The sequence below is a fragment of the Marinobacter aromaticivorans genome (assembly GCF_002806975.1).
Classification (GTDB): Bacteria; Pseudomonadota; Gammaproteobacteria; order Pseudomonadales; family Oleiphilaceae; genus Marinobacter; species Marinobacter aromaticivorans.
Window position 1 is genome coordinate 45839 of the sequence record NZ_NIHD01000009.1, and the last position, 23782, is coordinate 69620.

A 23782-nucleotide genomic window follows, 5' to 3' on the forward strand; every position below is an offset into this window, starting at 1 on the left:
TCAACTCCGTACTTTGCTGATGATTCCACTGGTGGAGCGACCTTGCAGCAATGGCAGTACGGTTACCTCGCCACCGTTGCGCTGAACGAACTCGGCTCCAACAATCGTGTCGACCGTGTAATCACCGCCTTTCACCAGTACGTCAGGCTTTATTGTGCGAATCAGTTGTTCCGGGGTGTCACTATCGGAGTCGTCGTCCCCGAACGGAATGACCCAGTCAACACAGGCCAGTGCTTCGAGCACTTCGAGGCGGTCTTCCAGCGGATTGACCGGGCGGGTATCGCCTTTGAGCCTTTTCACCGAAGCATCACTGTTCAGCCCGACCACGAGCCTGTCACCCAGTGCCCGGGCCTGGGCCAGATAACGCACATGGCCCGCGTGAAGAATATCGAAACAGCCGTTGGTAAATACAATGCGCTCGCCCTGCGCGCGGGCATAATCGATATGCTGCAAACTCTGGGCGGTAGTAGGGAAGTAACCACTGGTTTTCGACGACAGCTGCTGGCTTGCGCGGGCAGCGAGCTCTTCCGGTGAAACCGTGGCTGCGCCCAGTTTTGCAACGACTATGCCTGCCGCCAGATTGGCCAGCCACGCCGCCTGGTGCAATGTGAAACCCGCACTCAACAAGGTGCCCAATGTGGCAATAACTGTATCTCCCGCACCGGTTACATCGCTCACTTCCAGAACCTGTGCCGGGAAGTGGTGGTGTTCGGTTGGCGTTATCAGGCTCATGCCCTGTTCGCTGCGGGTGAGCAGCATGGTTTCTATGCCGGCTGTGCGCAACAGTTCACGGGCTGACGCAAGCATAACGTCTTCGTTACTGTCCACGCCCCCGGCGGCCCTGAACTCCAACAGGTTAGGTGTAATAACTGAAGCGCCCCGGTAGCGTGAAAAATCACTGCTCTTGGGGTCTACCAGTACGGTTTTGCCTGCACTCTTTGCGCACTGGATGATTTCCTGCACAAAAGCCAGCGAGCCTTTGGCATAGTCGCTGATGACAACCGTGTCGTAGCTTGCGACCAGTGCGTTAAACCGGTCTGCCAGAGCCCGTGCGTGGGACTCGCTGAATACATCCTCCATATCCAGCCGGATCATCTGCTGGTGGCGAGAGATAATGCGGGTCTTGGAAATGGTTCTGGCATGCTCCAGTGTGAGCAGTTCTGATTCCACATGCTCTTTAATCAGCAACTGGCTTAAAAGCTGGCCGTCCTGGTCTTTGCCTACCAGGCCCAAAAGAGCTGCCTGGCCGTCCAGGTGTGCAATGTTTCGGGCTACGTTGGCAGCGCCGCCGGCGCGGTCCTCGGCACTGCCCACGCGCACGATAGGGACCGGCGCCTCGGGCGAAATACGGTGGGTGTCACCTATAAAGTAGCGGTCGAGCATAACGTCCCCGACCACCAGTACGGACGCGCTCTGAAGGTTGGCCAGTTGTGCCGGATCAATCATTGAGCCAGGCCCTCGCTGGTGACGGCATCGTCCAGAGCTTCACAAAGCCAGTGGCCAATAAACATGTGAGCTTCCTGAATGCGTGCGGTCTCATCACAGCGAATAATGATGGAAAGTTCAGCAATGTCTTTAACCTTGCCGCCGTCACGCCCCGTCAGTGCAACCGTTGCGGCGCCGAGGTCGTTGGCAGCTTTGAGAGCACGGTTGATATTCTCACTCTGCCCGGAAGTGGTCAGGCCAATCACCAGATCCTGGGGCCGGGCCAGACCCTGTATCTGCCGCTCAAAAACGCTCTCAAACTCATAGTCATTGGGGTGTGCGGTAAGAATGGAGGTGTCTGTAGTCAGCGCAATGGAGGCAAGGGGGCCACGCTCCTTCTTGTAACGAACCATAAATTCGGCGGCCAGATGCTGAGAGTCGGCAGCGCTGCCGCCATTACCCATAAAAATTATCTTGCCGCCTGCTTTCAGAGCCTTGAGCGTCATGTTCAGCAGTCTGTCGGCCTCATCCAGATGATTTTCAAGAACCGAAAACGTGGTGCGGTGCCGCTCCAGTGCGGCGATAAAACTGCTTTCCTGGGACATGGGGGCCTCCGGTTCTGCAAAATGATTCGGGATGCTCGTATTCGGAGCTTGAAAATGATTGTGAAGTGTACCATGCGGCGGCTGGCCATCTGTATAGGGTTTTTCGAAGGCTAAGCACTTGGTAATGCTGGCAGTAACCCATGGTGTGACGGCCCGGCACCGTGCCGGTCCGGTTTCAGCTATTGCCAAAAGAGGTTAGTATTTACGCATTCGTATTTTGAATTTACCTGCCTGCCGCTTTATCCCTCAGGAGAGAAGTTATGATCGTTGTCACTGGCGCAGCCGGCTTTATAGGGGCCAACATTGTCCACTCTCTGAATCGGCGAGGGGAGACCGACATACTGGTAGTAGACGATCTGGTTGATGGCACCCGCTTTCGCAATCTGGCAGAGCTGGATGTGACCGACTACATGGACAAGGCCGAATTTCTGGAAAAGGCGAAAAACAACGATTTGCCCGGGAACATACGTGCCATATTCCATGAAGGGGCCTGTTCTGACACCACCGAGTGGGACGGCCGGTTCATGATGGAGAACAACTACACCTACTCGAAGGTGTTGCTGCACTGGTGCCTGGAGCACAGGGTGCCTTATCTCTATGCGTCCAGTGCGGCGGTGTATGGCGCCAGCAATGACTTCCGTGAAGTGCTTGAGTGTGAAAAGCCGCTAAACGTTTACGGATACTCCAAGTGGCAGTTTGACCAGTACGTTCGCCGCCTGTTGCCGGACATAAACAGCCAGGTGGTCGGTTTTCGCTATTTCAATGTGTATGGCCCGCGGGAGCAGCACAAGGGCAAGATGGCGTCAGTGGCCTATCACCTGCACAAGCAGATCGGCGCCGGTGAAAACCCCAAGCTGTTTGAAGGCTGGGATGGTTATCCCGATGGCGGCCAGCAACGGGATTTTGTGTATGTAGACGATGTATGCAAGGTGAACCTGTGGTTTTTTGACAACCCGGAAAAGTCCGGAATCTTCAACCTGGGCACCGGGCGTGCCCAGTCGTTCCTCGATGTCGCCAATGCGGTGATTGCCCACCATGGCAAAGGGCAGGTTGAATTCATTCCGTTCCCTGATGAACTGAAGGGGCGCTATCAGAGTTTTACTCAGGCCAACATCGAGCAGCTGCGCGCTGCAGGTTACCGGGAGCCGTTTGCCGATGTGGCAACCGGTGTTGAGCGATACCTGCAGTGGCTCGACCGATGAACTATCTGGTTGTCGGGCCGTCCTGGGTGGGCGATATGGTCATGGCCCAGGCGTTATTCATATCCCTCAGGCAGCAGGATCCTCAGGCGACTATTGATGTGCTTGCGCCGGGGTGGTCACTGCCCATCATTGCCCGTATGCCTGAGGTAAATCAGGGCATAGCGGCACCCTGGAAAAGTGGCGAGCTGGCCCTGAAGGCCCAGTGGCAACTGGCGCGAACGCTGAAAGGGTATGACAAGGCCATTATCCTGCCGCGTTCATTCAAGTCTGCGTTGATTCCGTTCTTTGCCGGTATCCCCGAGCGGGTGGGCTTCAGCGGGGAAGGCCGCTCTGTTTTGTTGACCGATGCCCGGCGCCGGCACCCGACGCGCGACGGATCGGTGATCACAGATAAAACTGTCTGGCGTTATATGGGGCTCGGGGCCAGTAAAGCGGATTACGAAACCTACCAGTTTGATGTGCCTCAGCCATCACTGACCATTGATGAGGCCAACCTGAAGGCTGTGCTGGCCAGGCTCAAACTGGACCCGGCCCGCCCTGCTGTTGCTATCTGCCCCGGCGCCGAGTTTGGCCCGGCAAAGCAATGGCCCCTTGAGAACCACCGGGCACTGGCTGGAAAGCTGGTGCAAAAAGGCTTTCAGGTCTGGGTCGCGGGCGGCCCGAAAGATGTGGATGCGGGGGAGCAGATCGCCGGTGGCCAGGAGGGCGTGTTCAATCTCTGCGGTAAAACCCGCCTGGAAGATACGGTGGATTTGTTCAGTCACTGCCGTAAAGTGGTGAGCCACGATTCCGGCCTGATGCACGTGGCCGCCGCCGCCGGTGCCGAGGTTGTTGCCATTTACGGCTCTACCAGCCCGGATTTCACACCACCGCTGACAGATAAAGCCACCATTGTCCGCCACCCGGTCGAGTGCAGTCCCTGTTTTGACCGGACGTGCCGCTTCGGCCACTACAATTGCCTTACCGGGATTTCGGTACAGCGGGTTCTGGAGGCTTGCCAGTGAAGCTCAGTGCTGTACTGATCACCAAAAACGCCGGGCCGGATTTTGCTGAGTGTTTGAAGAGCCTGGCCTTTGCCGATGAGATTGTGGTGCTGGACTCCGGCTCCACGGACGACACCCTGGCCACTGCACAACAGTTCGGCGCACGCATTTTTCAGTCCGAAGACTGGCCCGGCTTTGGCAGGCAACGCCAGAGAGCACAAAGTTACGCCCGGGGTGAGTGGCTGTTCTGGGTCGATACCGATGAAGTGGTCACCGAAGAGTTGGCGACCTCCGTGCAGCAGGTCATCGAAGGGGCCTCAAAGAACCGAGTATTCCAGGTGGTGCGTTTGTCCTGGTTTTTTGGCCGGTTCATCCGCCACTCCGGCTGGTATCCCGATAAGGTGGTGAGGCTGTACCGCCGTGAAGAGTATGGTTATGACGATGCACTGGTTCACGAAAAGGTACACTGCCCGGGCGCGGATGTAGGGACGCTCAAAGGCGATTTGCTGCATTACACCGCCACGGATTTTGCCGACTATATGGCAAAATCGGTTCGCTACGCGGACGATTGGGCGGAGGAGCGTGTTCGCCGGGGCAAGGCTGCCTCATTAGTTTCTGCGTGTACACACAGTCTGGGTGCGTTCCTGAAGAAATATTTTCTTAAGTTCGGGATCCTTGATGGAAAACATGGGTTTCTGCTAGCCGTGATGACGGCGTACTACGTATTTAATAAGTACGCAGCACTTTGGATCAAAACGCGCCGCTAATGGTGTCGCTAAGAACCCTGTAAAGTTCGCGAGCAGATTGCTCTACATGGAAGTGTGAGCGGATTCGCTCCCTCGCCTTCTGCCCCATGTCGGCGCATAGCCGGGGGTTCTGGTACAGCCGCTGAATGCCCTCGGCAATGTCTTCTGCGCTGCCCGGTGTTACCCGAATGCCGGACACCCCGTCCTCAATGAGTTCCGCACTGCCGCCGGTATCACTTACGATTGGCGCAACAGCATATGCCATCGATTCGATAACCGTTTTTGGCAGGCCTTCCCGTTTGGTGGAAGCGAGTACTGAGGCATTGCAAGCAGCAATGATTGCGGGTGAATCGCGTCGAAATCCTGTGATGTGGATACGGTCCGCCATTGGACTGGCTTTTATCAGCCCCTGAATTTCTTGAGAGTCCATGCCTTTGCCCACTAGCAAGAGGTGGATATTGCTCTCGGCGGGTAACATGTGAGTAGCTTTCAAAAGAACCGGAAGACCTTTTCGTGGGCGGACATTAGCCACAGAGCCTACCACGAACACGCCGTCGGGAATCCCGAATTCATTTAGTTGAACGGGCTTCTCTTGGTACCAGTCTAGATTATGCCCTTTGTAAACGGTGCAGACCTTGCGCTTGTTTCCCCACACATGTTTTTGAAGATCATCACGGGTGGCCTTGGAAACGCAGATAACTCTGTTAACTCTGGGGTTGAGGTGGGTAAGATAACAGCTAGGGTCCCATCGACTGATGTTGCCGGTTTGCCCTCGATAAGTCAGAACCTTTACCGGTAGGCCAAGGGCTGCGAAGTTGACGTTGGTAATGGCCTTGTTGTTAAAGCTGTACACTGCATCGAATTGGCCATTTTTTAGAATGTCTCGAATCTTTCGGATTGTCTCGGGTTCAAATTTCTTGGTGGGGTGGCAGGGGTGAATCTTTATGCCAGCCTCTTTGAATCGTTTGCCGTATTCAATACTGGGTTGGGTGACGAGCTCCACATGAGCTCCGAGTTTAGTAAGCTCTATCAGCATCTCGGCTTCAGGGCGAACGGAGTTCCACGTGTCGAGGTAAGAGCTGACGACCAATAGCTTCACAATTTTATTCCTTACCATACCAATAAGTTAAACTGCGATTATTAAAACACTAGGGAAGACGATTTGGTATGCATATATGCCACGTAAATTTGGCGAGCGGATTTGCCGGAGGTGAACGCCAGACTGTAAATCTTATCCGCTACCTGGCTGATCACGGCTGTGAGCAGACTCTCGTTGCGAAGCCGGGTAACCCGATGATTGAGGAAGTTAGGGGCTTGCCGGTTAACGTGAGGACAGCTTCCCACTTTACGGTTGGCCATTCGCGCGGTAATTGGGATCTGATTCACTGCCATGATGGTAAGGCGGTATATTGGGGGCTGCTCGAGAGTTTGTTGCGGAAGACTCCCTATATCGTCACGCGTAGGGTAGAAAACCCTCTAAAAGATAAAAAGGTAACTCATGCTGCTTACGGTAGAGCAGAGTCCGTCGTCTGCCTGAGTCGTGCCGTTAGAAATGTGGTGCAAGGCTTATTACCCGAAATAGACTGCACGGTGATACCGTCCAGCTTCTCGGGGTTCCCGGCAGATGCACTGGCGGTGGCTGACATTCGTTCCCGGTACAAAGGTAAGTTGATTGTGGGTCAGATTGGTAGCCTGCTTCGTATAAAGGGCTATCACGTAACTATTGAAGCAGCAAGAATTCTTGAAAGGCAGCGCTCGGATCTAATGTTTGTTTTTCTGGGTAAAGGCCCGGAGCTAGTCAGTTTGATAAGGCAGGCTCAAGGAATGGGTGCGGTGGAGTTTATAGGTCACCAAAAGGATGTTGGAAATTGGCTTGCTGCTATGGACATACTTGTGTTCCCTTCTCTTCAGGAAGGGCTGGGGTCGACCATACTGGAAGCAATGCAGCACGGTACGCCGGTTATAGGGAGCAAGGTAGGAGGCATCCCAGACATTATTGAAAATGGCCGTAACGGGTTGTTGGTCCCACCAGAGGATGCTGAAGCACTGGCGAGTGCGATCCTTAATTTAGCTAATAACCCTGCACAGCGGCAGCAGTATGCGAAGCAAGCTAAGCTGGATTTGGTGAAGTTCAGTCCAGAAACTGTAGGTAAGGCCTATTTAGACCTATATCGGCAAACTCTTTGATTTATTCGCAAGTTTGGCCTGGCTTATACGGATTTGGTTTCCCCGGCGGCCGGTGCCTAAGCCGCTTATATTCCCACTGGTACTGGCATGGCACCTTGCGCACAACCTGTTCCACGGTCTGGTTCAACGCTGTTGCCGCAATAACCGGGTCTGAGTGGGTAAGATCCGGCGCTGTTTTTTCGACAACAATCCGGAAGCCCTGAGCGTCGGGCAATCTTTCGGCATAGGTAACAAGCGCATTGGCACCGGTTTTCTGCAACAGCTTGGCCACCAGGGTCATGGTTTTCACTTCCATGCCAAAGAAGGGTGCATAGGCGTTGGTTTTCCCCCTGGGAGACTGGTCGGGCAATATGCCCACAACGCCGCCTTCTTTCAGAATTTCCATCATGCGTATGAGGCCACGCCTGTCTCCCCGGACCAGCTCGGAACCAAGCCGGCCCCGCACCTTGATCATGTACTCCTCAAACTCGGCTATGTTCGGGGGGCTGTAAAGCGCGGCCATCTTGTGTTTGGAAGAGAAATACAGGCCAGCCAGCTCCCAGTTACCCAGGTGAGGCGCAAGTAATACCAGGCCTTTTTTGCTGGCCAGGGCTTCATCAATCAGTTCGAGCCCGCGGGTTTCGCGCACCAGCCCCAGGCACTTTTCCACGGGCCATTCCCACATCAACGGAATTTCCAGAGCGGTCATGCCCGTATGCTGCAAGGATTGATATGAGAGGGTTTTGCGCGCCTCGCTGGACAGCTCCGGCATGCAGATGCCCAGATTTATGTCGGTTACACGTCGCGCTTTCGTTGGTACCCGCCAGGCGAGGCCCCCCAGGAAACTTCCGATCCGCTGGGCACAACGCAAGCTCAACAGGCTCGCGATGCGCAATAGTGAGGCTATCGCGTAATATTTCAGCTTTCTCATGCGCGCTTACAGTCTTTCCGGTGGCAAGCAGTGAAGGTTTCACTTGGGTTAAGTGGCGCCGGCACTGAGGCTTTAGTGATTGAATGCAATAACAAACTCTGGATTAATCTGCAGGATATTAACATAAGCGTCGGCGGGCGTGCGCCCGGAAACGGTCCTTTGGGGCGGCCGGGTTGTTTTGCCTCTTGATTTGGGCATCGAGCCGCAGGCCCGGAGCCCGCGTCATAAATTTTGCGACGCCTCCCAGCTTTGCTGCTTATCACTCAGTTCCCAGGCAATGCGATTATAAAAACGGCTGATTCGCCGCGCTATATACCGCCTGCGCCATGCCGGAATCGCTGCAAGCCTGTTCTGTGCGTCGGGTGCGCCGAGGCCGTCCACCAGGAATAATTCAGGCTGATTATTGCGCCAGGCGATAACCAGATTATGGGGTAAAAGGTTGCGGGTCAGGATGCCGGTTTCCTCAAGCCATTCACAGAACCGTTCCGAAGCTGCCTTGATGGATGGGTCAAAACCGTGTTCTTGCAGGTAACTCTCAAGTGTCTGGGCCGGTTCTCCGTTACTGTTCAGGAGCAGCTCGCTTTCATTGGCGGGGCCCAGTGATGTTGACGTTTCACCATAGAAGCGCGGCAGATGGCGCCAAACCTGGTTTTCCTGCCCCTGTTCGATCAATGATACTATTGCAATTTGTTGATGTGCTCGCTGCTCCTGCTTATTGTCGTTAATCCTGGATTTGCCGAGCAACTTCTTGAGAGGCGTCTGTCTCTGGTACCGGGCTTCTATATTTTCAGGGCGGATCACCTTCAGGCAGCGGCCGGGCGTATCTGGATGCAGGTAACAGTGGCGGTTGTACCCCGAGGCAAAAGGCGTTTGGTCTGAAAGATCTATCACGGCAGCGTTTTTTCTCTCTGGGCCTTTACGATGGTTGCTGAGCCTGTTTTTACCACTGACGATGTGTTCCCTGGGCAACTGGAGCTCGCGGTTTATGGGTTTATCGGAAGCGGCCAAGCGGTGTTTGGCATTTGGCGATTGTAACACAGAGGGTTTTCGAACCCTCGAAGGCCCGGTATGGGCCAGGCGGGTTGCGGATTCACTGGGGCTTGAGTTAAGAAACTGCGGGCACACCATGAGTACCACCCGGGAATTGCTGCAGTATGCTGCTGCATTCCCACCGTCGGAATATGCGCTGGTGTTTGTGCAGTATGGGTTGGTGGACTCCTGGCTTACATTTCGCGGCGCTCCTTATGTGCTTTATTACCCCGATAATCCGCGCCGGAAACTGGCGCGAAAACTGGTTAAAAAACTGAAGAAATGGGCACGATCCTGGCAGCTTCAAAAGCGCCTGGGGGCGGTTGAGCAGGTGCCCCTGGAAGAGTACATTGAAAACGTGCGTACGGTGCTGAAGTCTGCTCCGGGCAGCCAGTTTGTTCTGGTGGCCACCGCTCCGAACCGTGACATATCCCGGAACCCGAGAATCCTGCGATATAATGCGGCCCTCGCAAAACTTGCCAGCGAAGAGCCCAACGCAGTCTATGCGGATGCCTGGGATGACCTCTGGAGTAATCTTGACGCTTGCCTGATGGACGATGGAACCCACCTCACACCCCAGGGACACCGCGTTGTTGCAGATTGTGTTCGGGAAGCCCTTAAACTCGGTGGGGTGCCTTGAGAAGCTCACAATAAAAAGCCTCGGTTCGGCTTGCCATTGCCTCGAGAGTCAGTTCTTTCAATGCACGTTCAAAGCACACCTCCTGCGATTTTTTCAGGCTTTCCAGATCTCCAAGTTGCTCTGACAGCAATGCTTGTAGTGCGTCAGGTTCGTTTGAGGCGGCCAGGCTTTCGGCGGGAAGCAGCTCAAGGGCGCCATTGACGGGCGTTGACAGCACGGGGCAGCGGGCCAGTAAGGCTTCGACCAGCACATAGGGGAAACCTTCGCGCTCGGAACTTATTACGCATACAGATGCCTGCTGAAGCCAGGCTGCGGGGTTCTCTTCGTAGCCGGTCAGTTTCACCAAACTGTCCGCGCCAAGGCGTTGGATCTGCGTTGTTAGCCTGCCAGCCTCGGAGCCATCGCCCAGAATATACAGCGGCAGTTCCGGCTTGAGTGTCGCCCATGCAGTAATCAGTTTGTCGAACTGCTTGACTGGCTCGAGTCGGCCCACCGCCACCGCAAAAGCCTGGGTTTCGGGTACAGCATGCGTTGTTTTGTTTCCGTTTTGCCGGGGCTTGACGCCATTGTGAATCAGTTTTGTATGGGGATGCGACAGCGCCCGGTAAATGCCACTGCTTACGGCAATCACACCATCAAGTTTGTCAAAATACCTATGGCTGGATTTGGTGCCGTGGATGGTGCCTACAGTTACGCCTGCCCGCGATTCCGGCCCCGCAATGAGCGCAGCAGCTTTATTGCCCTGGGCGTGAACTACATGGGCCGACAGCTTGCGCAGAATTTGCCTGACACGCAGCTTGAGCAAGGGGTTCCGCCTGCTCCAATGAAACGGCACGGGGTGAAAGGCGATCGCAGGTGAAAAGCGGTCTTTGTATTCCGGGTGCGCAAGCACGTGCACCTTGTGACCAAAGCAAGCCAGTTCTTCCGAAAGGTCGGCCGTATGCTTTTCCATGCCCCCCCAGTTGCCTCCCGGTGTGGCGATGAGCTGGACAATAGTGAGAGGCTCCGGACTTTTCATGGTGAAGAAGGAGCTCTGCCGAGAACCTTGCGGTAAACCTCCAGCGTCGCCTCCGTCTGCGCCTGCAAGCGGAACCGGTGCGGAATTTCAATATTCGGTGTTTTGTCTTTCAGTAACCTGAGGGCAACCCTTGCAAACTCATGGGTATCATCAGGCGTCACCAGCCCGTCACGAAAGCATGCCTGCAGGGTTTCTGCGGCGCCACCGCGGTTAAAGGCAACCACCGGCGTGCCTGAGGACAGCGCCTCGGTAACCGTGCGGCCAAAGGGTTCCGGCTTTGTTGACATGTGGCACACCAGGTCCGAAAAAAGATACATCTCTGCCATATCGTCCCGTTGCCCGAGGAAGGTCACCTTGCCGGTAAGCCCGAGCTTTGCCCGGTATTGCTCAAGTTCTTCCATAAAGCGCTCTTTACCCGGCTCTGCGCCGCCCACAACAATGCCGTGGCAGTTCGGCTTTTCGCGCAGGATTTGTGCCATGACATCCAGGAACTGCAGCTGGCCTTTCCAGCGTGAGATGCGGCCCGGCATCATCAGAATGCGTTTACCGGCAAGCTCCGGATACTGCGTCAGCAGGGTTTTCTGCCATTCAGCGCTTAATGTGCGCTGTTTGAAATAATCCACATCCACGCCTCGTTGAATGACTGACAGCTTTTCTTCAGGCACTTTAAAGTTCTTCAGAACGTAGTTCCGCACGCAGTTAGACACTGCAATCACATGGTCGGATTTTGCCATGATGGCGCTGTAGGGATTAACGGAGTACATGCCGTGGAAGGTTGAAACAATCGCCGGTTGCTGGTGTTCTGGTAGCCCTTTCCAGGCCAGGCGGACAATCCAGGCTGGCATACGCGAGCGCACATGAATGATGTCTGGCTGCAACTCCCTGATCAGCTTCCGCATTGGGCGGATTTGGCCAAAAGATGCAGGCGATTTGCGGTGAATGGGCATTGTTATGTGAGTGCTGCCCTGTTCCTCCAGGCGTTCAGCCAGGGGGCCACCATTGGAGACAACGAAGGATTCATGGCCCTGCCTTGCAAGGTCGGCAGCAAACTCCACGGTTCCTCGTTCCACACCACCACTGTACAGGGCAGGCAGCGCCTGAAGAATTCTCAAGTCACTGTCCCCTTTTGCCTTTTTCTGGCTCCGGTTTTCGGAGCAAGCCAGCGCTGGATTACCCACTGAGCCGCCCGGTCTGCTTCCCACAGGTGTTTTTCCTGGCCGGTTTTGCCACCCATTACCGTAGCATGATCGCTCCAGCGCGCTATATAGCCAGCTTCAACCAACCGCCGAATGCCCTTGGCAACCCGGCTGCCGGAGCGCGCCGGTAACTGGAACAATCCGGTCGGCACACCGGAAGTCGCCGCTTCGCATACCATGGACATGCTGTCGGGCGTTACCCAGATTGCTCTGGATTCGGCAATGCGGTGGTTCAGCCAGTCCTCATGGGTGTTGTCCGGATCCGCAACGGTAATTCTCGGGCCCGAAAGCTCCGCAAGCCTGTCTCTGAGAACGGTGGGCGTTCGACGGGAACCGCTGATTGTCCAGCGCCACTGGGGATACTCGCCAATGAGATGGGAAACCTGCCCGAAAACCACGTCGTCGTCCCAGTCAAAATGGGCGGAAGGGCCGCCAATCAATAAAAGGGCTTCCGGTTTGTCAGTGATTCTGGCCAGGGGCGTCACGGTGTTGATGACGCCTTCGGTAATAAGCGTTTTCCGGCTTTTGGCAACGCCGTCATGGGCTGGAATAATGGCGCCGTCGACCCAGGCAATCGGGAACCCGGGTTTCATCATGACCAGGGTTTTTGTGTGGCGAAGCCGGCGCAACGCCAGCAAAAGCCTGTGAGTCCCGGTGCCTGCTGCAATAATCAGATCAGGGTGGGGGAGCGACGAATCCATCTCGGGAGGCAGGCCCAGTAACGCCCGCCATAAGGGAACGTCCGTATCCTTGCTGTTGATCCAGAACAGGCTGGCGCCAGCCTTCACCCGCAAGCGGTTGCCCAGGCCTTTCAGCTGGTTTCGGTGCCCGGGCTTGTTATCTGTAAGGAGCCAGATTACGGGTGCCGCAGAGCGTTTATTTGTCACCATAGAACCCCGGGTCATTTTTATCCGGCCTTGTTTTGAAGCGCCGGTGCATCCACAGGTACTGATCCGGTGCACGCCGGATTTCCCGCTCAATAATGCGGTTGATTTCAGTCGCATCCTTCAGGTCGTCACCGCTGGGGAATGGCTCCAGCGGAGGATGGAAATATATGTCGTAGCCCGGTTTGCCCTGCCTCCGGAAGTGGCTGAAAGGAACCACCTTGCAGTGACTGCGCGCTGCAATGCGTGAGGTGGCCGTGATAGTGCCGGTGGCGATACCGAAAAACGGCGCAAACACTATGTCTTTGCGGCCATAATCCTGATCTGCGGCGTACCATACTGTGCGATTCTTACGCAGGCTACGGAACAGGCCCCGGAGATCCCGGGCGCCCAGCACCGTTTCATAACGGCGTTCCCGTGCACGGGTCATAACAGCGTTCATCAGCGGGTTATTGTGGTCCCTCTGCATTACGTCTGCCTCAATGTATTCGGTGATCAGGCTGCCGCCAAGGTCCAGGGTGCTGTAATGGCCCCCCAGCAGCAAAACGCCATTGCCTTCAGCCAGGGCATTATCAAGATGCTCTTTGCCGTGAACCTCCGTTATGTCTGTTAGCTTCGCGGGGTCTCTGAACCAGGCTATACCGAGTTCCAGCAGGCCGATGCCGTTTGCGATAAAGGCGTTGCGTACCAGGGCACCTTGCTGCGCCTGATTGAGCTCCGGGAAGCACAGTTTTATATTCACCTCGGTAATGTGGCGGCGCTTTCCGGCAAAGCGCCATGCCAGCAGGCCCACGTACTTGCCAAGCCACCACTGGAAGCGAATGGGTAACTGGGCAACGCACCACATAACAGCGACTCCAGCCCAGGTTGGCCACCAGCGGGGGTGGAGGTAGGCCGAGTAGTTGGTGTTGCGTGCCTGGTTGCGGTATTTCTTCTTCACGTGAAACGTATCCTGCGCGCTCAGTGTGTTGCTTGCCAGTTTCCCGGCAGTGTCCGTCGGAAGCAAATCATTAGGCTTTACGATATGATACCGCACTGATTTACCGGGAGTCCTGTGTGCTTCAATTTATCTACTCACAGCTTATACGGTTGCTGTTGCCGTTTATTCTTTTGCGATTGTGGTGGCAGGGCCGCCAGGCGCCCGAGCTGCGTGTTAACTGGCAGCAGCGCCTGGGGTTCGTGCCCCGGGCAACGGGTACCGTGGTCTGGGTGCATGCGGTGTCGGTGGGTGAAACCATTGCCGCTGCGCCTATGGTACGGCGCCTTCTGGCACGGAACCCGGATATAACCATTCTGATGACGGCCATGACCGATACCGGCCTGACCCAGGCCAGGAAAATGTTTGGTGATCAGGTCCGGTACGCTTATGCGCCCTACGATACCCCGGGGTCGATACGCCGCTTTCTGAACCGCGCCAACCCCCGGATTTTGGTTATTATGGAAACCGAAATATGGCCAAACATGATCCGCCAGTGCAGGTCCCGGCGCGTTCCTGTATTCCTTATCAATGCCAGGCTTTCCGAGCGCTCGGCCCGGGGTTATGAGCGGGTAAAAAGCCTGGTGGCCCCTATCATGCGCAGTATCAGCTGGGTCGCCGCCCAGGCCGAAAAGGATGCGGAGCGCTTTCGCAGAATAGGTGTCGCGGCATCCAAAGTAGCGGTTACCGGCAGCGTAAAGTTTGATGTGGATATTCCTGAGGCTGTGCATGAAGCCTCGCGGCAGCTCCGAGCCTCCCTGTCGTCCCGCCCGGTATGGATCGCCGGCAGCACCCACGGGGGTGAAGACGCCCTGTTGCTGGCGGCCCACCGGCAGCTTTTAAAGGAACAGCCGCGCGCGCTCCTGATTCTTGTGCCCCGCCACCCGGAGCGGTTTGAGGCGGTATCGGAACTGGTTCGCCGGCAAGCCTTTTCCCTGGCCCGGCGTTCTCTGGCTGAAGATCCGTCCAGGGCCCAGGTATACCTGGGCGACACCATGGGTGAACTCATGATGTTATATGGCGCCAGCGATGTGGCGTTTGTGGGCGGGTCACTGATTGAACGTGGTGGCCACAACCCGCTGGAGCCGGCAGGCTGGGGGATCCCGGTGCTCTCCGGGCCTCACGTGTTCAACTTTGAAACAATCTACCAGAGGCTTCTTGATGACCGCGGAGTGACAATGGTCGCCGACGCTGATGAATTGTTTCACCACCTGTCGATTCTGTTCAGGGATGAGGAGGTGCGTCAGGCAGGGGGGCAACAGGCGCTGTCGGTGGTCAACAAAAACAAGGGCGCGCTGGATCGCGTAGTCGACGGCATTATCGCGAGGGTTTGACGAAGGCGGCGCAGCAAGCCGTGGTGCTTGCTGCGCCGCCTTTGCGGGGCTTTGAAGAGCCGCCTAGCGGGTTGGGTCTTCCAGGGTTTTCTGCTCGTTTGCCAGGGCTTCAATGCCGGGCGCAGTCGCGCTGAGCCAGTTATTCAGGTCAATCAGGTCTCTCGGGCTGAGGGTGCCGGCGGATTGTTTTAACTGAAGCGTATTGTTCACATAATCGTAGCGTGCGTTGGCGTAGTCTCTCAGGGCAACATAGTAGGCCCGTTCTGCATCCAGCACTTCAACGATATTTCGCGTGCCTACATCATAGCCTGCGCGGGTAGCATCCAGAGCACTGCGGCGGGAAACAATCGTCTGCTCGAGAGCCGAGGCAGTTTCGATGTTGTTATTCACCGTCAGGAACAGGCTTCGGGTATTTACCCGTACGTCGCGGCGCACCGTGTTCAGGGATTGCTCTGCCACCGTAACCAGTGACCGCTGCTGGCGAACCCCTGCCTGAGTGCCACCGCCGGAGTACAGCGGGACATTGAGGCTGAGGCCGATAATGCCCTGGCTGCTGACCCCGTCGCGCTGCAGAGTCGGCGGGTTTTGCTCAATGCCGGTAACGTCTGATTCGCCGTAAGAGGCGTTCAGATCCAGAGTCGGATAATGACCGGCTTTGGCTTCTTTCAGCCCGGCTTCGCTGGCGTTCAGGTCATAAAGCGCAGACTGAATCGACCAGTTCTGCTCCAGAGCGGTCATCTCCCAGGCCGCCGGATCCATAGGCTCAGGCCGCCCCAGCGGGAAGTTCTGGCGCAGGTTTTCCAGATCCTCTGAATATTCACCAGTTAACCGCGCCAGTTGCTCCCGGGCAATGTTGAGCTGATTTTCTGCGGCAATTCGCTGGCTCTTGCTATCGTCGTAGCTGGCGCGCGCTTCGTACACTTCCGTAATGGCGATGAGGCCCACATCAAAACGCTCCTGGGCCTGTTCATACTGGCGAAGGATTGCGGCTTCGCCTGCCAGGGCAGTCGTTACTGTATCCTGAGCCCGCAAAACGTTAAAGTAAGCGGTTGCTACATCAAGAATCAGTTGCTGTTGGGCCAGATTGTATTGCGCGCGCGCAGATTCTGTCTGAAACTGGCTGGCGTCGTAGCGAAACCAGGCGTCAGCGCGGAACAGCGGCTGGGTAAGTTGCACGCCGTAGTTTAGCTCCCGGTAACTGTTATCCTGCCCAGGGCTGGGGCCATCCGAGTCAATATGCCGTGCCTCACCATAGGCACCGATCTGCGGCAGCAGAGCACTCTGGCTGACATCACTGGCGGCTTGCTGGGACTCAAACCTCGCCTGGGCTGCTGCAATGCCGGAGTCATAGGAGAGTGCTTTCTCATAGGCCTCTACCAGGTCCAGGGAAAGAGCAGGCTGGGCCGCCAAGAGGCCAACAAGTCCTGAAAGCAGTCGTTTCTTCATTGTTACTCCTGAGTACATATTCGGCCCTGCACCCGTCGGGGGTACTGGCCTTGGCGCTTGAATAGGATGCCGGATCGCCCCTGGATGACATGGAAGCGACGTCAGTATTGGCTCGAGTGATCGGGCCGGTCGAAACAGGCTCACCATTATGGACAATAATGGCGCCCACCTCTACACTTGTAAACTGCACTTACTTTAAGTGCCGAGCATTACAGATTCGCGTCTTGACGGGGTGCTGGCGGCCAGACTTGTTTGGCCAGCCGGCTGAGATTGCAACGCAGAACCCGCGACCTGATCCGGATAATACCGGCGTAGGGATTGAGACCAGGCTATCGAAGAGCAAGCGCCGCCTTCATTGATATCAACGGCAGCTTTGTTCTCACCGTCATACGCGACCCGAAAACCCACCATAATTCCGGGAGCGAATGATGACAGATCTGCCAACCTACCTCAGTGACTCAGCCCGCGTTGATTCCGCCGCAATCAAACCCCTGCCCGGGTCGCGAAAAGTATACGTACAGGGTAGTCGTTCCGACCTGCGGGTGCCCATGCGGCAAATTACAGTGCAGGATACGCCCACAGAAATGGGCGGAGAAAAAAATCCACCGGTAATGGTTTACGACACATCCGGTATCTACACGGACCCCGACGCCAGAATTGATCTGCGCAAAGGGCTTCCCGCAATGCGGGCGCCCTGGATAGCCGAGCGCGCAGACACCGCACCCCTGCCAGACTACACATCAGAATTTACCCGCCAGCGGATGAAAGACCCCCGGCTCGATCCCTTGCGCTTTATGGATGAACGCAAACCCCGGCGGGCATTGCCTGGCAAAAACGTCACCCAGATGCACTACGCCCGCAAAGGCATAATTACCCCGGAAATGGAGTTCATCGCCATTCGCGAAAACATGAAACTGCAGGGCGCCCGTGAGCAGGGCCTGGCAGACGACCAACACCCCGGCCAATCCTTCGGCGCCAGCATCCCACAGGAAATTACCCCGGAATTCGTGCGCAGCGAAGTGGCCAGGGGCCGGGCCATCATCCCCGCCAACATCAACCACCCGGAATCCGAGCCCATGATCATCGGCCGCAACTTCCTGGTGAAGATCAACGGCAACATCGGCAACTCGGCGGTTACCTCGTCCATCGAAGAAGAAGTGGAAAAGCTCACCTGGGGCATCCGCTGGGGCTCAGATACCATCATGGATCTCTCCACCGGCAAAAACATCCATGAAACCCGGGAATGGCTGATCCGCAACTCACCGGTGCCCATCGGCACAGTACCCATCTATCAGGCGCTGGAAAAAGTCGGTGGCGTGGCCGAAGACCTCACCTGGGAAATTTTCCGGGATACCCTGATCGAGCAGGCCGAGCAGGGCGTCGACTACTTCACCATCCACGCCGGCGTGCGCCTGCACCACGTACCCATGACCGCCAAGCGCACTACCGGCATTGTCTCCCGGGGCGGTTCCATCATGGCGAAATGGTGCCTGGCCCATCACAAGGAAAGCTTCCTGTACGAACACTTTGAAGACATCTGCGAAATCATGAAAGCCTACGATGTCTCCTTCAGCCTCGGCGACGGCCTGCGCCCCGGCTCCATAGCGGACGCCAACGATGCTGCGCAATTCGGCGAGTTGGAAACTCTGGGCGAGCTCACCAAAATCGCCTGGAAACACGATGTGCAGTGCATGATCGAAGGCCCTGGCCACGTACCCATGCACCTGGTGAAGGAGAACATGGACAAGCAACTGGAATGCTGCGATGAAGCGCCTTTCTATACCCTCGGCCCTCTGGTCACCGACATAGCCCCCGGTTACGACCACATAACCTCCGGCATCGGCGCTGCCATGATTGGTTGGTTCGGTTGCGCCATGCTCTGTTATGTCACCCCCAAGGAGCACCTGGGCCTGCCCAATAAAGACGATGTAAAAACCGGCATCATCACCTACAAAATCGCCGCCCACGCCGCCGACCTGGCCAAGGGCCACCCGGGTGCGCAAATTCGCGACAATGCCCTCTCCAAAGCCCGGTTCGAATTCCGCTGGGAAGACCAGTTCAACCTGGGCCTCGACCCGGACACAGCCCGTGCCTTCCACGACGAAACCCTGCCCAAGGAATCCGCCAAAGTGGCCCACTTCTGCTCCATGTGTGGCCCGAAATTCTGCTCCATGAAAATCTCCCAGGAGGTTCGCGATTATGCGGCAGAGCGTGGCATTGATGAGATATCAGCCGTGGATGCCGGCATGAAGGAGAAGTCCCGGGAATTCGTGGAATCGGGGAGCAAGCTTTACGATAAAGTTTGAGTTTAATTTCGCAGGCATGTGAGTGCGGAGTACGCGCCCGGTGGGTGGCCCAATTCAGGACACGCTCCTTGCGGCCCATCCCTGGGGCGCTTGGGCTCCGCCATCCCTGGCTCCGCACAGTCCTGAATCAGGCCACCCACCGAGCGCTGCCAAGCAGCGCAGAATTCGCCAAGGAAAATAGAGCGTAAAGTGATTGATAGGTGCTGATCTCGTTTTTTTAAAAGCGACCAGCACATTGTTGATTCGGTTGTGGCAAGGACGGCTTTCCAAAACTGTGCGGAGCCATGGATGGCGGAGCCAAGCGTACATGGACGTATCTACAGCGTGTTTTGGAAAGCCGTCCTTGCCACAACCCGCCCCTCCCAAAGCAGGCTTGCAATAAACAACACCAAACGGCTATCGTGCAAAACTGATTTCATTACAGAGTACAGCATGACCAAGCCGTTCCAGTTCAAAGCCAGCGATGTCACCATCGAAAAGCGTGAAACCGTCTTCCAGGGCTTTTTCCGCATGGACAAGCTGTGGCTGACCCACCCGCGTTTTGATGGCCGCCAGATGCCGCAGTTTACCCGCGAGCTCTTCATTCGCGGCGACGCAACCTGTGTACTTCCCTACGACCCCGAACGGGACGAAGTTGTCCTGCTGGAACAATTCCGCCTCGGTGCCATCGGGCGCGACCAGTCACCCTGGTTGCTGGAGCTGGTTGCCGGAATGAACGAAAACGGTGAAACCAGCGAAGAGGTAGCACAAAGGGAAGCTGAGGAAGAAGCCGGGCTCAGCTTCAGCAAACTCGAAAAAATCTGCGATTACCTTGTCTCACCGGGTGGCACCACCGAAATGGTTTACCTGTACTGTGGCAAAGTCAGCACCGAATCTGCAGGTGGCCTGCATGGCCTGGAACACGAACACGAAGACATACGGGTTCATGTGTTTTCAGCGGATGAAGCTATCGCCATGATCGGCGATGGCCGTATAAACAACGCAGCGGCAATCATTGCGATACAATGGCTGCAGATCAATCGTGCCAGATTACGTGCAGGGTGGAAGTAATGAATGAATGGGCAATGAAACCCAAGCGCTATGTGCCGGACCTGCGCCAGCTTGGAGCCCTGTGTGAGGGCAACTACCAGCGCCTTCGCAGATTGCGCCAGCTAAGGGTGGACGACAAGCCTGTATGCGACATTGAACTGCACCGGGAAAACGAGTACCTGGGGCGTGTTCGGATTCAGGTACTGCAAACCGCCCGCTATACGGAAACCCTGCTGCTCGAACAGATCCACAACAATGGTCGCTGGCTCAATAACCCGCGAATGACCGTTCGGGTTTATCACGATGCCATCATGGCTGAAGTGATCAGCTGTTATCGTGATACGCAGATAGCACCCGTCAATGATTACCCCAACCGCTTCATGCACCATCCGGATGAAAAGGTGCAGGTTAACGGATTCCTCGCCGACTGGCTGGAATACTGCCTGAGATTCGGCCACCTGCCTCTTGAGCATGCTGCCTGGACTGCCAGGGATAATACGGGAGAGAGTGCCAGCTGAACTTTCTGTCGCCCGCGGGTAGCAAGCCTGGCACTGGGAAAGTCGAATTCAGTTGGCAAATAAGGCAATAATTTGCTCGCAGTGAGCCAGAATGTGACGCCGGTTCCAGTCGTAAGTGATAAATTCGCAAGCTGACAACGTACACTTGTTCTGAAACTACCGGAGCCTGTAATTACGTTCTTCAAGAGATGGCCGCGAACAGATCAAGAGCATCATGACCTTAAAGGAAATCTCCCGACCACTTCGGGTACTGCAGCTAACGGATCCGCATCTGATGGCTGATGCCGATGGCGCGTTACTGGGCGTAAATACCCGTGACAGCCTTGATGCCGTTATTGCTCAGGTGCTCAAATCCCACGGGCAACCCGATCTGATCCTTGCCACCGGCGATCTTGCCCAGGATGGTTCGGAAGAAGCCTATCGCGCCCTGGGCGGGCGCCTGGAAGTTTTTACCGGTGAGACGGCATGGATAGCGGGTAATCACGACGAGGTGGCAAATCTGACGAAAGTCGCAGCGCGGTACGCTGCCAATCGCCGTCACATCATTCGCGGCGGTTGGCAGTTTATTCTCCTGGATTCGTCAGTGCCCGGCAAAGTACACGGAGAGCTTGCTCCATCGGAGATGGAGTTCCTGGCAGAAACCTTGGGGCGCAATCCGGATTTGCCGGCGCTGGTCACACTGCACCACCATCCGGTAGATATCAGCGCTGACTGGATGCGGGAAATCGGGCTGAGAAATCGTGAGAATTTCTGGCAGGTAATTGATCGCTTCCCACAGGTGAAGGTGGTGCTCTGGGGCCATATCCACCAGACTTTCGAGCGACAGAGAAAGGGCGTGCATCTTCTGGCCACGCCTTCGACTTGTATTCAGTTTACCTCCGGCTCCCGCAACTTCTCAGTGGACGACCTGGCTCCGGGCTACCGCTGGTTTGAGCTCCAAGCCTCCGGCAACTTCACAACGGAAGTTTGCCGGGCCCTGGAGTTCGAGTTTGAGCTGGATCAGACCAGCTCCGGTTATTGAGCCGCCCCCCCAAGCTCTTCCTGCGCCGCGGCGCCTTGCTCGCTTTGCGCCCGAAGTTCCCGGGCTGCAGCCACCATGGCCTCAAGAGCAGGTACGACTTCCTCCCAGCGCCGGGTTTTCAGGCCGCAATCGGGATTGACCCACAAACGCTCCGCCGGAATCCGCTTCGCGGCCTGTTCCATCAGGTTCGTCACCTGTTCCACCTGCGGTATGTTCGGCGAGTGGATGTCGTAAACACCGGGCCCGATGTCGTTGGGGTATTCGAAGCCCCTGAACGCATCCAGCAGTTCCATGGCCGAGCGTGATGTTTCGATGGTGATCACGTCCGCATCCATACGGGCAATGGCGCCAATGATGTCGTTGAATTCCGAGTAGCACATGTGGGTGTGAATCTGGGTAACATCCCGTACGCCATTGGCACTGATGCGGAAGGCTTCGATAGCCCAGTCCAGATAGGTATTCCAGTCTGACTGGCGCAGCGGAAGGCCTTCGCGCAAGGCGGCTTCGTCGATCTGGATAATGCCCACACCGGCTTTTTCCAGATCCAGAACCTCTTCCCGCACAGCCAGTGCCAGTTGCAGGCAGGTATCCTTGCGGGGCTGATCATCCCGTACAAACGACCAGTTGAGAATGGTCACCGGGCCGGTGAGCATGCCTTTCAGCGGCTTGTCGGTCAGGGACTGGGCGTATTTGATCCAGTCCACGGTCATGGCCCTGGGGCGGGTGATATCGCCAAACAGAATAGGTGGCTTCACACAGCGGGAGCCATAGGACTGCACCCAGCCAAAGCGGCTGAACACATAGCCTTCCAGCTGCTCGCCAAAATACTCCACCATGTCGTTGCGCTCGGCTTCGCCGTGTACCAGCACATCCAGCCCCAGAGCTTCCTGCTGCGCCACGCAGAAGGCAATTTCTTCGTGAACCCGCGCGGTGTAGTCCTGCTCGCTCAGGTTGCCCTGGCGGAAGTCTTTGCGAACCTGGCGAATCTCCGGGGTTTGCGGGAAGGAGCCAATGGTGGTTGTGGGGTAGGCGGGTAGTTGCAACCGCTCCTGCTGCAATCTGGCCCGTGTGCTGAACGGGCTCTTGCGCTGGCCATGCTCCGGAGTAACAGCCTTCAGGGCTTTTGCAACCGACGGGTTATGAACCCGTGAGGATTGGCGGCGGCTGTCAATGGCGTTCTGGTTAGCCGCCAGTTCTTCGGCTACAGACTCCCGGCCTTCATCCAGCGCCTTCGCCAGTGTATTCAGCTCATGCAGCTTCTGCCGGGCAAAGGCCAGCCAGTTGCGGATTTCAGAGTCCAGCGTGGTTTCGCTCTCCAGATCAACCGGCACATGCAAAAGAGAGCAGGAAGGTGCCAGCCACAGGCGCTCGCCCAGCTTTTCTTTCAAGGGCACCAGCAGATCCAGCGTGGCATTCAGGTCGGTTTTCCAGATGTTGCGACCGTTGATAACACCGAGCGACAGCACCTTGTGGGGTGGCAGCCAGTCGGCCAGTCTTGCAACTTCGTTCCCGGCACTGATGGTATCCAGGTGAATGCCCGCCACGGGCAACTCGCAGGCCAGTTGCAGATTTTCCCTCAGTTCACCGAAATAGGTGGTCAGCAGCAGTTTTACCGGCGCGGTTTTCAGCTCGTGGTAGGCGAGAATAAAGGCATGCTTCCAGTCGGCATCCAGCTCGGTAACCAGTGCCGGCTCGTCAATCTGTACCCATTCGGCACCCGCCTCAGCCAGTTTTGTCAGCAGCTCGCTGTACACTGGTAGCAGCTTGCTCAGCAATTGCAGGCGGTCAGACTCATCCTTCGCCTTGCCCAGCCACAGATAGGTCACCGGGCCAATAATCACCGGCTTGGCATTGATGCCCTGGGCCCGGGCTTCGGCCAACTGCGCCAGAATACGGTCGGCATTCAGGCTGAAGCTCGTATCCGCATTAAATTCCGGCACTATGTAGTGGTAATTGGTGTCGAACCACTTGGTCATCTCACCCGCATGCACACTGCAGCAGGCGGTGTCGTTGGGGGAGCGGCCCCGGGCGACACGGAAATACGCATCCAGCGCCGAGCCCTCCCGGGTGTTGGCCCGCTCTGGCAAGTTGCCGAGTGTGGCGCTCATGTCCAGCACCTGATCGTACAGCGAAAAATCCCCCACGGGTGCCAGGGAAAGGCCAGCCTGTTCCTGCCAGTTCTGCGCCCTCAACCCGCCCGCGGTTTCCTGCAGCACCTGCTCGCTGGAGGTGCCATTCCAGAGCGCTTCCAGAGCAAACTTGAGTTCCCGGCGGCCGCCAATGCGCGGGTAGCCGAGGTTGTGTGTGGTGGTCATCCGGAACTCCTG

General features: G+C 56.5%; 21 protein-coding genes and 1 riboswitch. Of the genes, 10 read left to right on the plus strand and 11 right to left on the minus strand.

Going from position 1 to position 23782, the window contains the following annotated elements:
* Complete coding sequence (gene hldE, locus CDH48_RS13580; RefSeq protein WP_100689286.1) at window positions 1–1446, minus strand: bifunctional D-glycero-beta-D-manno-heptose-7-phosphate kinase/D-glycero-beta-D-manno-heptose 1-phosphate adenylyltransferase HldE; 1446 nt, start codon at window positions 1444–1446, stop codon at window positions 1–3.
* Window positions 1443–2030 (minus strand): D-sedoheptulose-7-phosphate isomerase, encoded by a 588-nt coding sequence (locus CDH48_RS13585; protein ID WP_100689287.1) that lies wholly within the window; start codon window positions 2028–2030, stop codon window positions 1443–1445. Before CDH48_RS13585 ends, hldE begins: the two co-directional genes overlap by 4 nt.
* Window positions 2031–2290: 260 nt before the next feature.
* On the opposite strand from CDH48_RS13585, the gene rfaD reads away from it, so the two are divergent.
* The 3 genes from rfaD to CDH48_RS13600 are packed head-to-tail and all read left to right on the plus strand — an operon-like array spanning window position 2291 to window position 4982.
* Window positions 2291–3232: an ADP-glyceromanno-heptose 6-epimerase gene (gene rfaD, locus CDH48_RS13590; RefSeq protein WP_100689288.1), complete on the plus strand. Its 942-nt coding sequence runs from the start codon at window positions 2291–2293 to the stop codon at window positions 3230–3232.
* A complete protein-coding gene (waaF, locus tag CDH48_RS13595; RefSeq protein ID WP_100689289.1) occupies window positions 3229–4236 on the plus strand; it encodes a lipopolysaccharide heptosyltransferase II in 1008 nt (335 codons plus the stop codon). Before rfaD ends, waaF begins: the two co-directional genes overlap by 4 nt.
* Window positions 4233–4982, plus strand: coding sequence for a glycosyltransferase family 2 protein (locus tag CDH48_RS13600; RefSeq protein WP_100689290.1), 750 nt, complete (start codon window positions 4233–4235; stop codon window positions 4980–4982). The genes waaF and CDH48_RS13600 overlap by 4 nt, the downstream gene beginning before the upstream one ends.
* On the opposite strand, the gene CDH48_RS13605 is transcribed toward CDH48_RS13600, so the two are convergent.
* Window positions 4966–6060 carry a glycosyltransferase family 4 protein gene (locus tag CDH48_RS13605; protein ID WP_100689291.1) on the minus strand — a complete coding sequence of 365 codons (1095 nt, stop codon included), beginning with the start codon at window positions 6058–6060 and terminating at the stop codon, window positions 4966–4968. The two genes, CDH48_RS13600 and CDH48_RS13605, sit on opposite strands and share 17 nt — an antisense overlap.
* A 68-nt stretch (window positions 6061–6128) precedes the next feature.
* On the opposite strand from CDH48_RS13605, the gene CDH48_RS13610 reads away from it, so the two are divergent.
* Window positions 6129–7148: a glycosyltransferase family 4 protein gene (locus tag CDH48_RS13610; protein WP_100689292.1), complete on the plus strand. Its 1020-nt coding sequence runs from the start codon at window positions 6129–6131 to the stop codon at window positions 7146–7148.
* 1 nt (window position 7149) lies between these two features.
* On the opposite strand, the gene CDH48_RS13615 is transcribed toward CDH48_RS13610, so the two are convergent.
* Both CDH48_RS13615 and CDH48_RS13620 read right to left on the minus strand, forming a co-directional pair.
* Entirely contained in the window at window positions 7150–8058 is a 909-nt protein-coding gene (locus tag CDH48_RS13615) for a lysophospholipid acyltransferase family protein (protein ID WP_100689293.1), read from the minus strand.
* A 222-nt stretch (window positions 8059–8280) separates the two neighbouring features.
* A complete protein-coding gene (locus CDH48_RS13620) occupies window positions 8281–8949 on the minus strand; it encodes a YrbL family protein (protein ID WP_100689294.1) in 669 nt (222 codons plus the stop codon).
* A 94-nt stretch (window positions 8950–9043) separates the two neighbouring features.
* Here CDH48_RS13620 and CDH48_RS13625 point away from each other — a divergent pair, with 94 nt between their 5' ends.
* Window positions 9044–9727 carry an SGNH/GDSL hydrolase family protein gene (locus tag CDH48_RS13625; protein WP_100689295.1) on the plus strand — a complete coding sequence of 228 codons (684 nt, stop codon included), beginning with the start codon at window positions 9044–9046 and terminating at the stop codon, window positions 9725–9727.
* On the opposite strand, the gene CDH48_RS13630 is transcribed toward CDH48_RS13625, so the two are convergent.
* From CDH48_RS13630 to lpxL, 4 genes are all read right to left on the minus strand, one after another.
* The gene (locus CDH48_RS13630; protein WP_264754770.1) at window positions 9705–10679 is read right to left on the minus strand and encodes a glycosyltransferase; all 975 of its coding nucleotides are present in this window, start codon (window positions 10677–10679) and stop codon (window positions 9705–9707) included. The genes CDH48_RS13625 and CDH48_RS13630 overlap by 23 nt on opposite strands.
* Before the next feature lie 62 nt (window positions 10680–10741).
* The gene (locus tag CDH48_RS13635) at window positions 10742–11857 is read right to left on the minus strand and encodes a glycosyltransferase family 4 protein (protein WP_100689297.1); all 1116 of its coding nucleotides are present in this window, start codon (window positions 11855–11857) and stop codon (window positions 10742–10744) included.
* Entirely contained in the window at window positions 11854–12831 is a 978-nt protein-coding gene (locus CDH48_RS13640; RefSeq protein WP_100689375.1) for a mitochondrial fission ELM1 family protein, read from the minus strand. The genes CDH48_RS13635 and CDH48_RS13640 overlap by 4 nt, the downstream gene beginning before the upstream one ends.
* Window positions 12818–13765 carry an LpxL/LpxP family Kdo(2)-lipid IV(A) lauroyl/palmitoleoyl acyltransferase gene (lpxL, locus tag CDH48_RS13645; protein WP_100689376.1) on the minus strand — a complete coding sequence of 316 codons (948 nt, stop codon included), beginning with the start codon at window positions 13763–13765 and terminating at the stop codon, window positions 12818–12820. The genes CDH48_RS13640 and lpxL overlap by 14 nt, the downstream gene beginning before the upstream one ends.
* Window positions 13766–13881: 116 nt before the next feature.
* Between lpxL and waaA the strand changes: the two genes are divergently transcribed.
* On the plus strand, window positions 13882–15135 hold the full coding sequence (gene waaA, locus CDH48_RS13650) for a lipid IV(A) 3-deoxy-D-manno-octulosonic acid transferase (protein ID WP_100689298.1): 1254 nt from the start codon (window positions 13882–13884) through the stop codon (window positions 15133–15135).
* 63 nt (window positions 15136–15198) lie between these two features.
* On the opposite strand, the gene CDH48_RS13655 is transcribed toward waaA, so the two are convergent.
* The gene (locus CDH48_RS13655) at window positions 15199–16581 is read right to left on the minus strand and encodes a TolC family outer membrane protein (protein ID WP_100689299.1); all 1383 of its coding nucleotides are present in this window, start codon (window positions 16579–16581) and stop codon (window positions 15199–15201) included.
* Between the two features lie 218 nt (window positions 16582–16799).
* A riboswitch (TPP riboswitch) is annotated at window positions 16800–16916 on the plus strand.
* Between the two features lie 93 nt (window positions 16917–17009).
* Between CDH48_RS13655 and thiC the strand changes: the two genes are divergently transcribed.
* The 4 genes from thiC (at window position 17010) to cpdA (ending at window position 21455) form a co-directional block, all read left to right on the plus strand.
* Window positions 17010–18887: a phosphomethylpyrimidine synthase ThiC gene (thiC, locus tag CDH48_RS13660; protein WP_100689300.1), complete on the plus strand. Its 1878-nt coding sequence runs from the start codon at window positions 17010–17012 to the stop codon at window positions 18885–18887.
* Between the two features lie 432 nt (window positions 18888–19319).
* Window positions 19320–19937 carry an NUDIX domain-containing protein gene (locus CDH48_RS13665; RefSeq protein ID WP_100689377.1) on the plus strand — a complete coding sequence of 206 codons (618 nt, stop codon included), beginning with the start codon at window positions 19320–19322 and terminating at the stop codon, window positions 19935–19937.
* A complete protein-coding gene (locus CDH48_RS13670) occupies window positions 19937–20434 on the plus strand; it encodes a DUF1249 domain-containing protein (protein WP_100689301.1) in 498 nt (165 codons plus the stop codon). The genes CDH48_RS13665 and CDH48_RS13670 overlap by 1 nt, the downstream gene beginning before the upstream one ends.
* A gap of 214 nt (window positions 20435–20648) precedes the next feature.
* Complete coding sequence (cpdA, locus tag CDH48_RS13675) at window positions 20649–21455, plus strand: 3',5'-cyclic-AMP phosphodiesterase (RefSeq protein ID WP_100689302.1); 807 nt, start codon at window positions 20649–20651, stop codon at window positions 21453–21455.
* Here cpdA and metE read toward each other — a convergent pair.
* Window positions 21449–23770 carry a 5-methyltetrahydropteroyltriglutamate--homocysteine S-methyltransferase gene (metE, locus tag CDH48_RS13680; RefSeq protein WP_100689303.1) on the minus strand — a complete coding sequence of 774 codons (2322 nt, stop codon included), beginning with the start codon at window positions 23768–23770 and terminating at the stop codon, window positions 21449–21451. The two genes, cpdA and metE, sit on opposite strands and share 7 nt — an antisense overlap.
* Window positions 23771–23782: the final 12 nt, after the last annotated feature.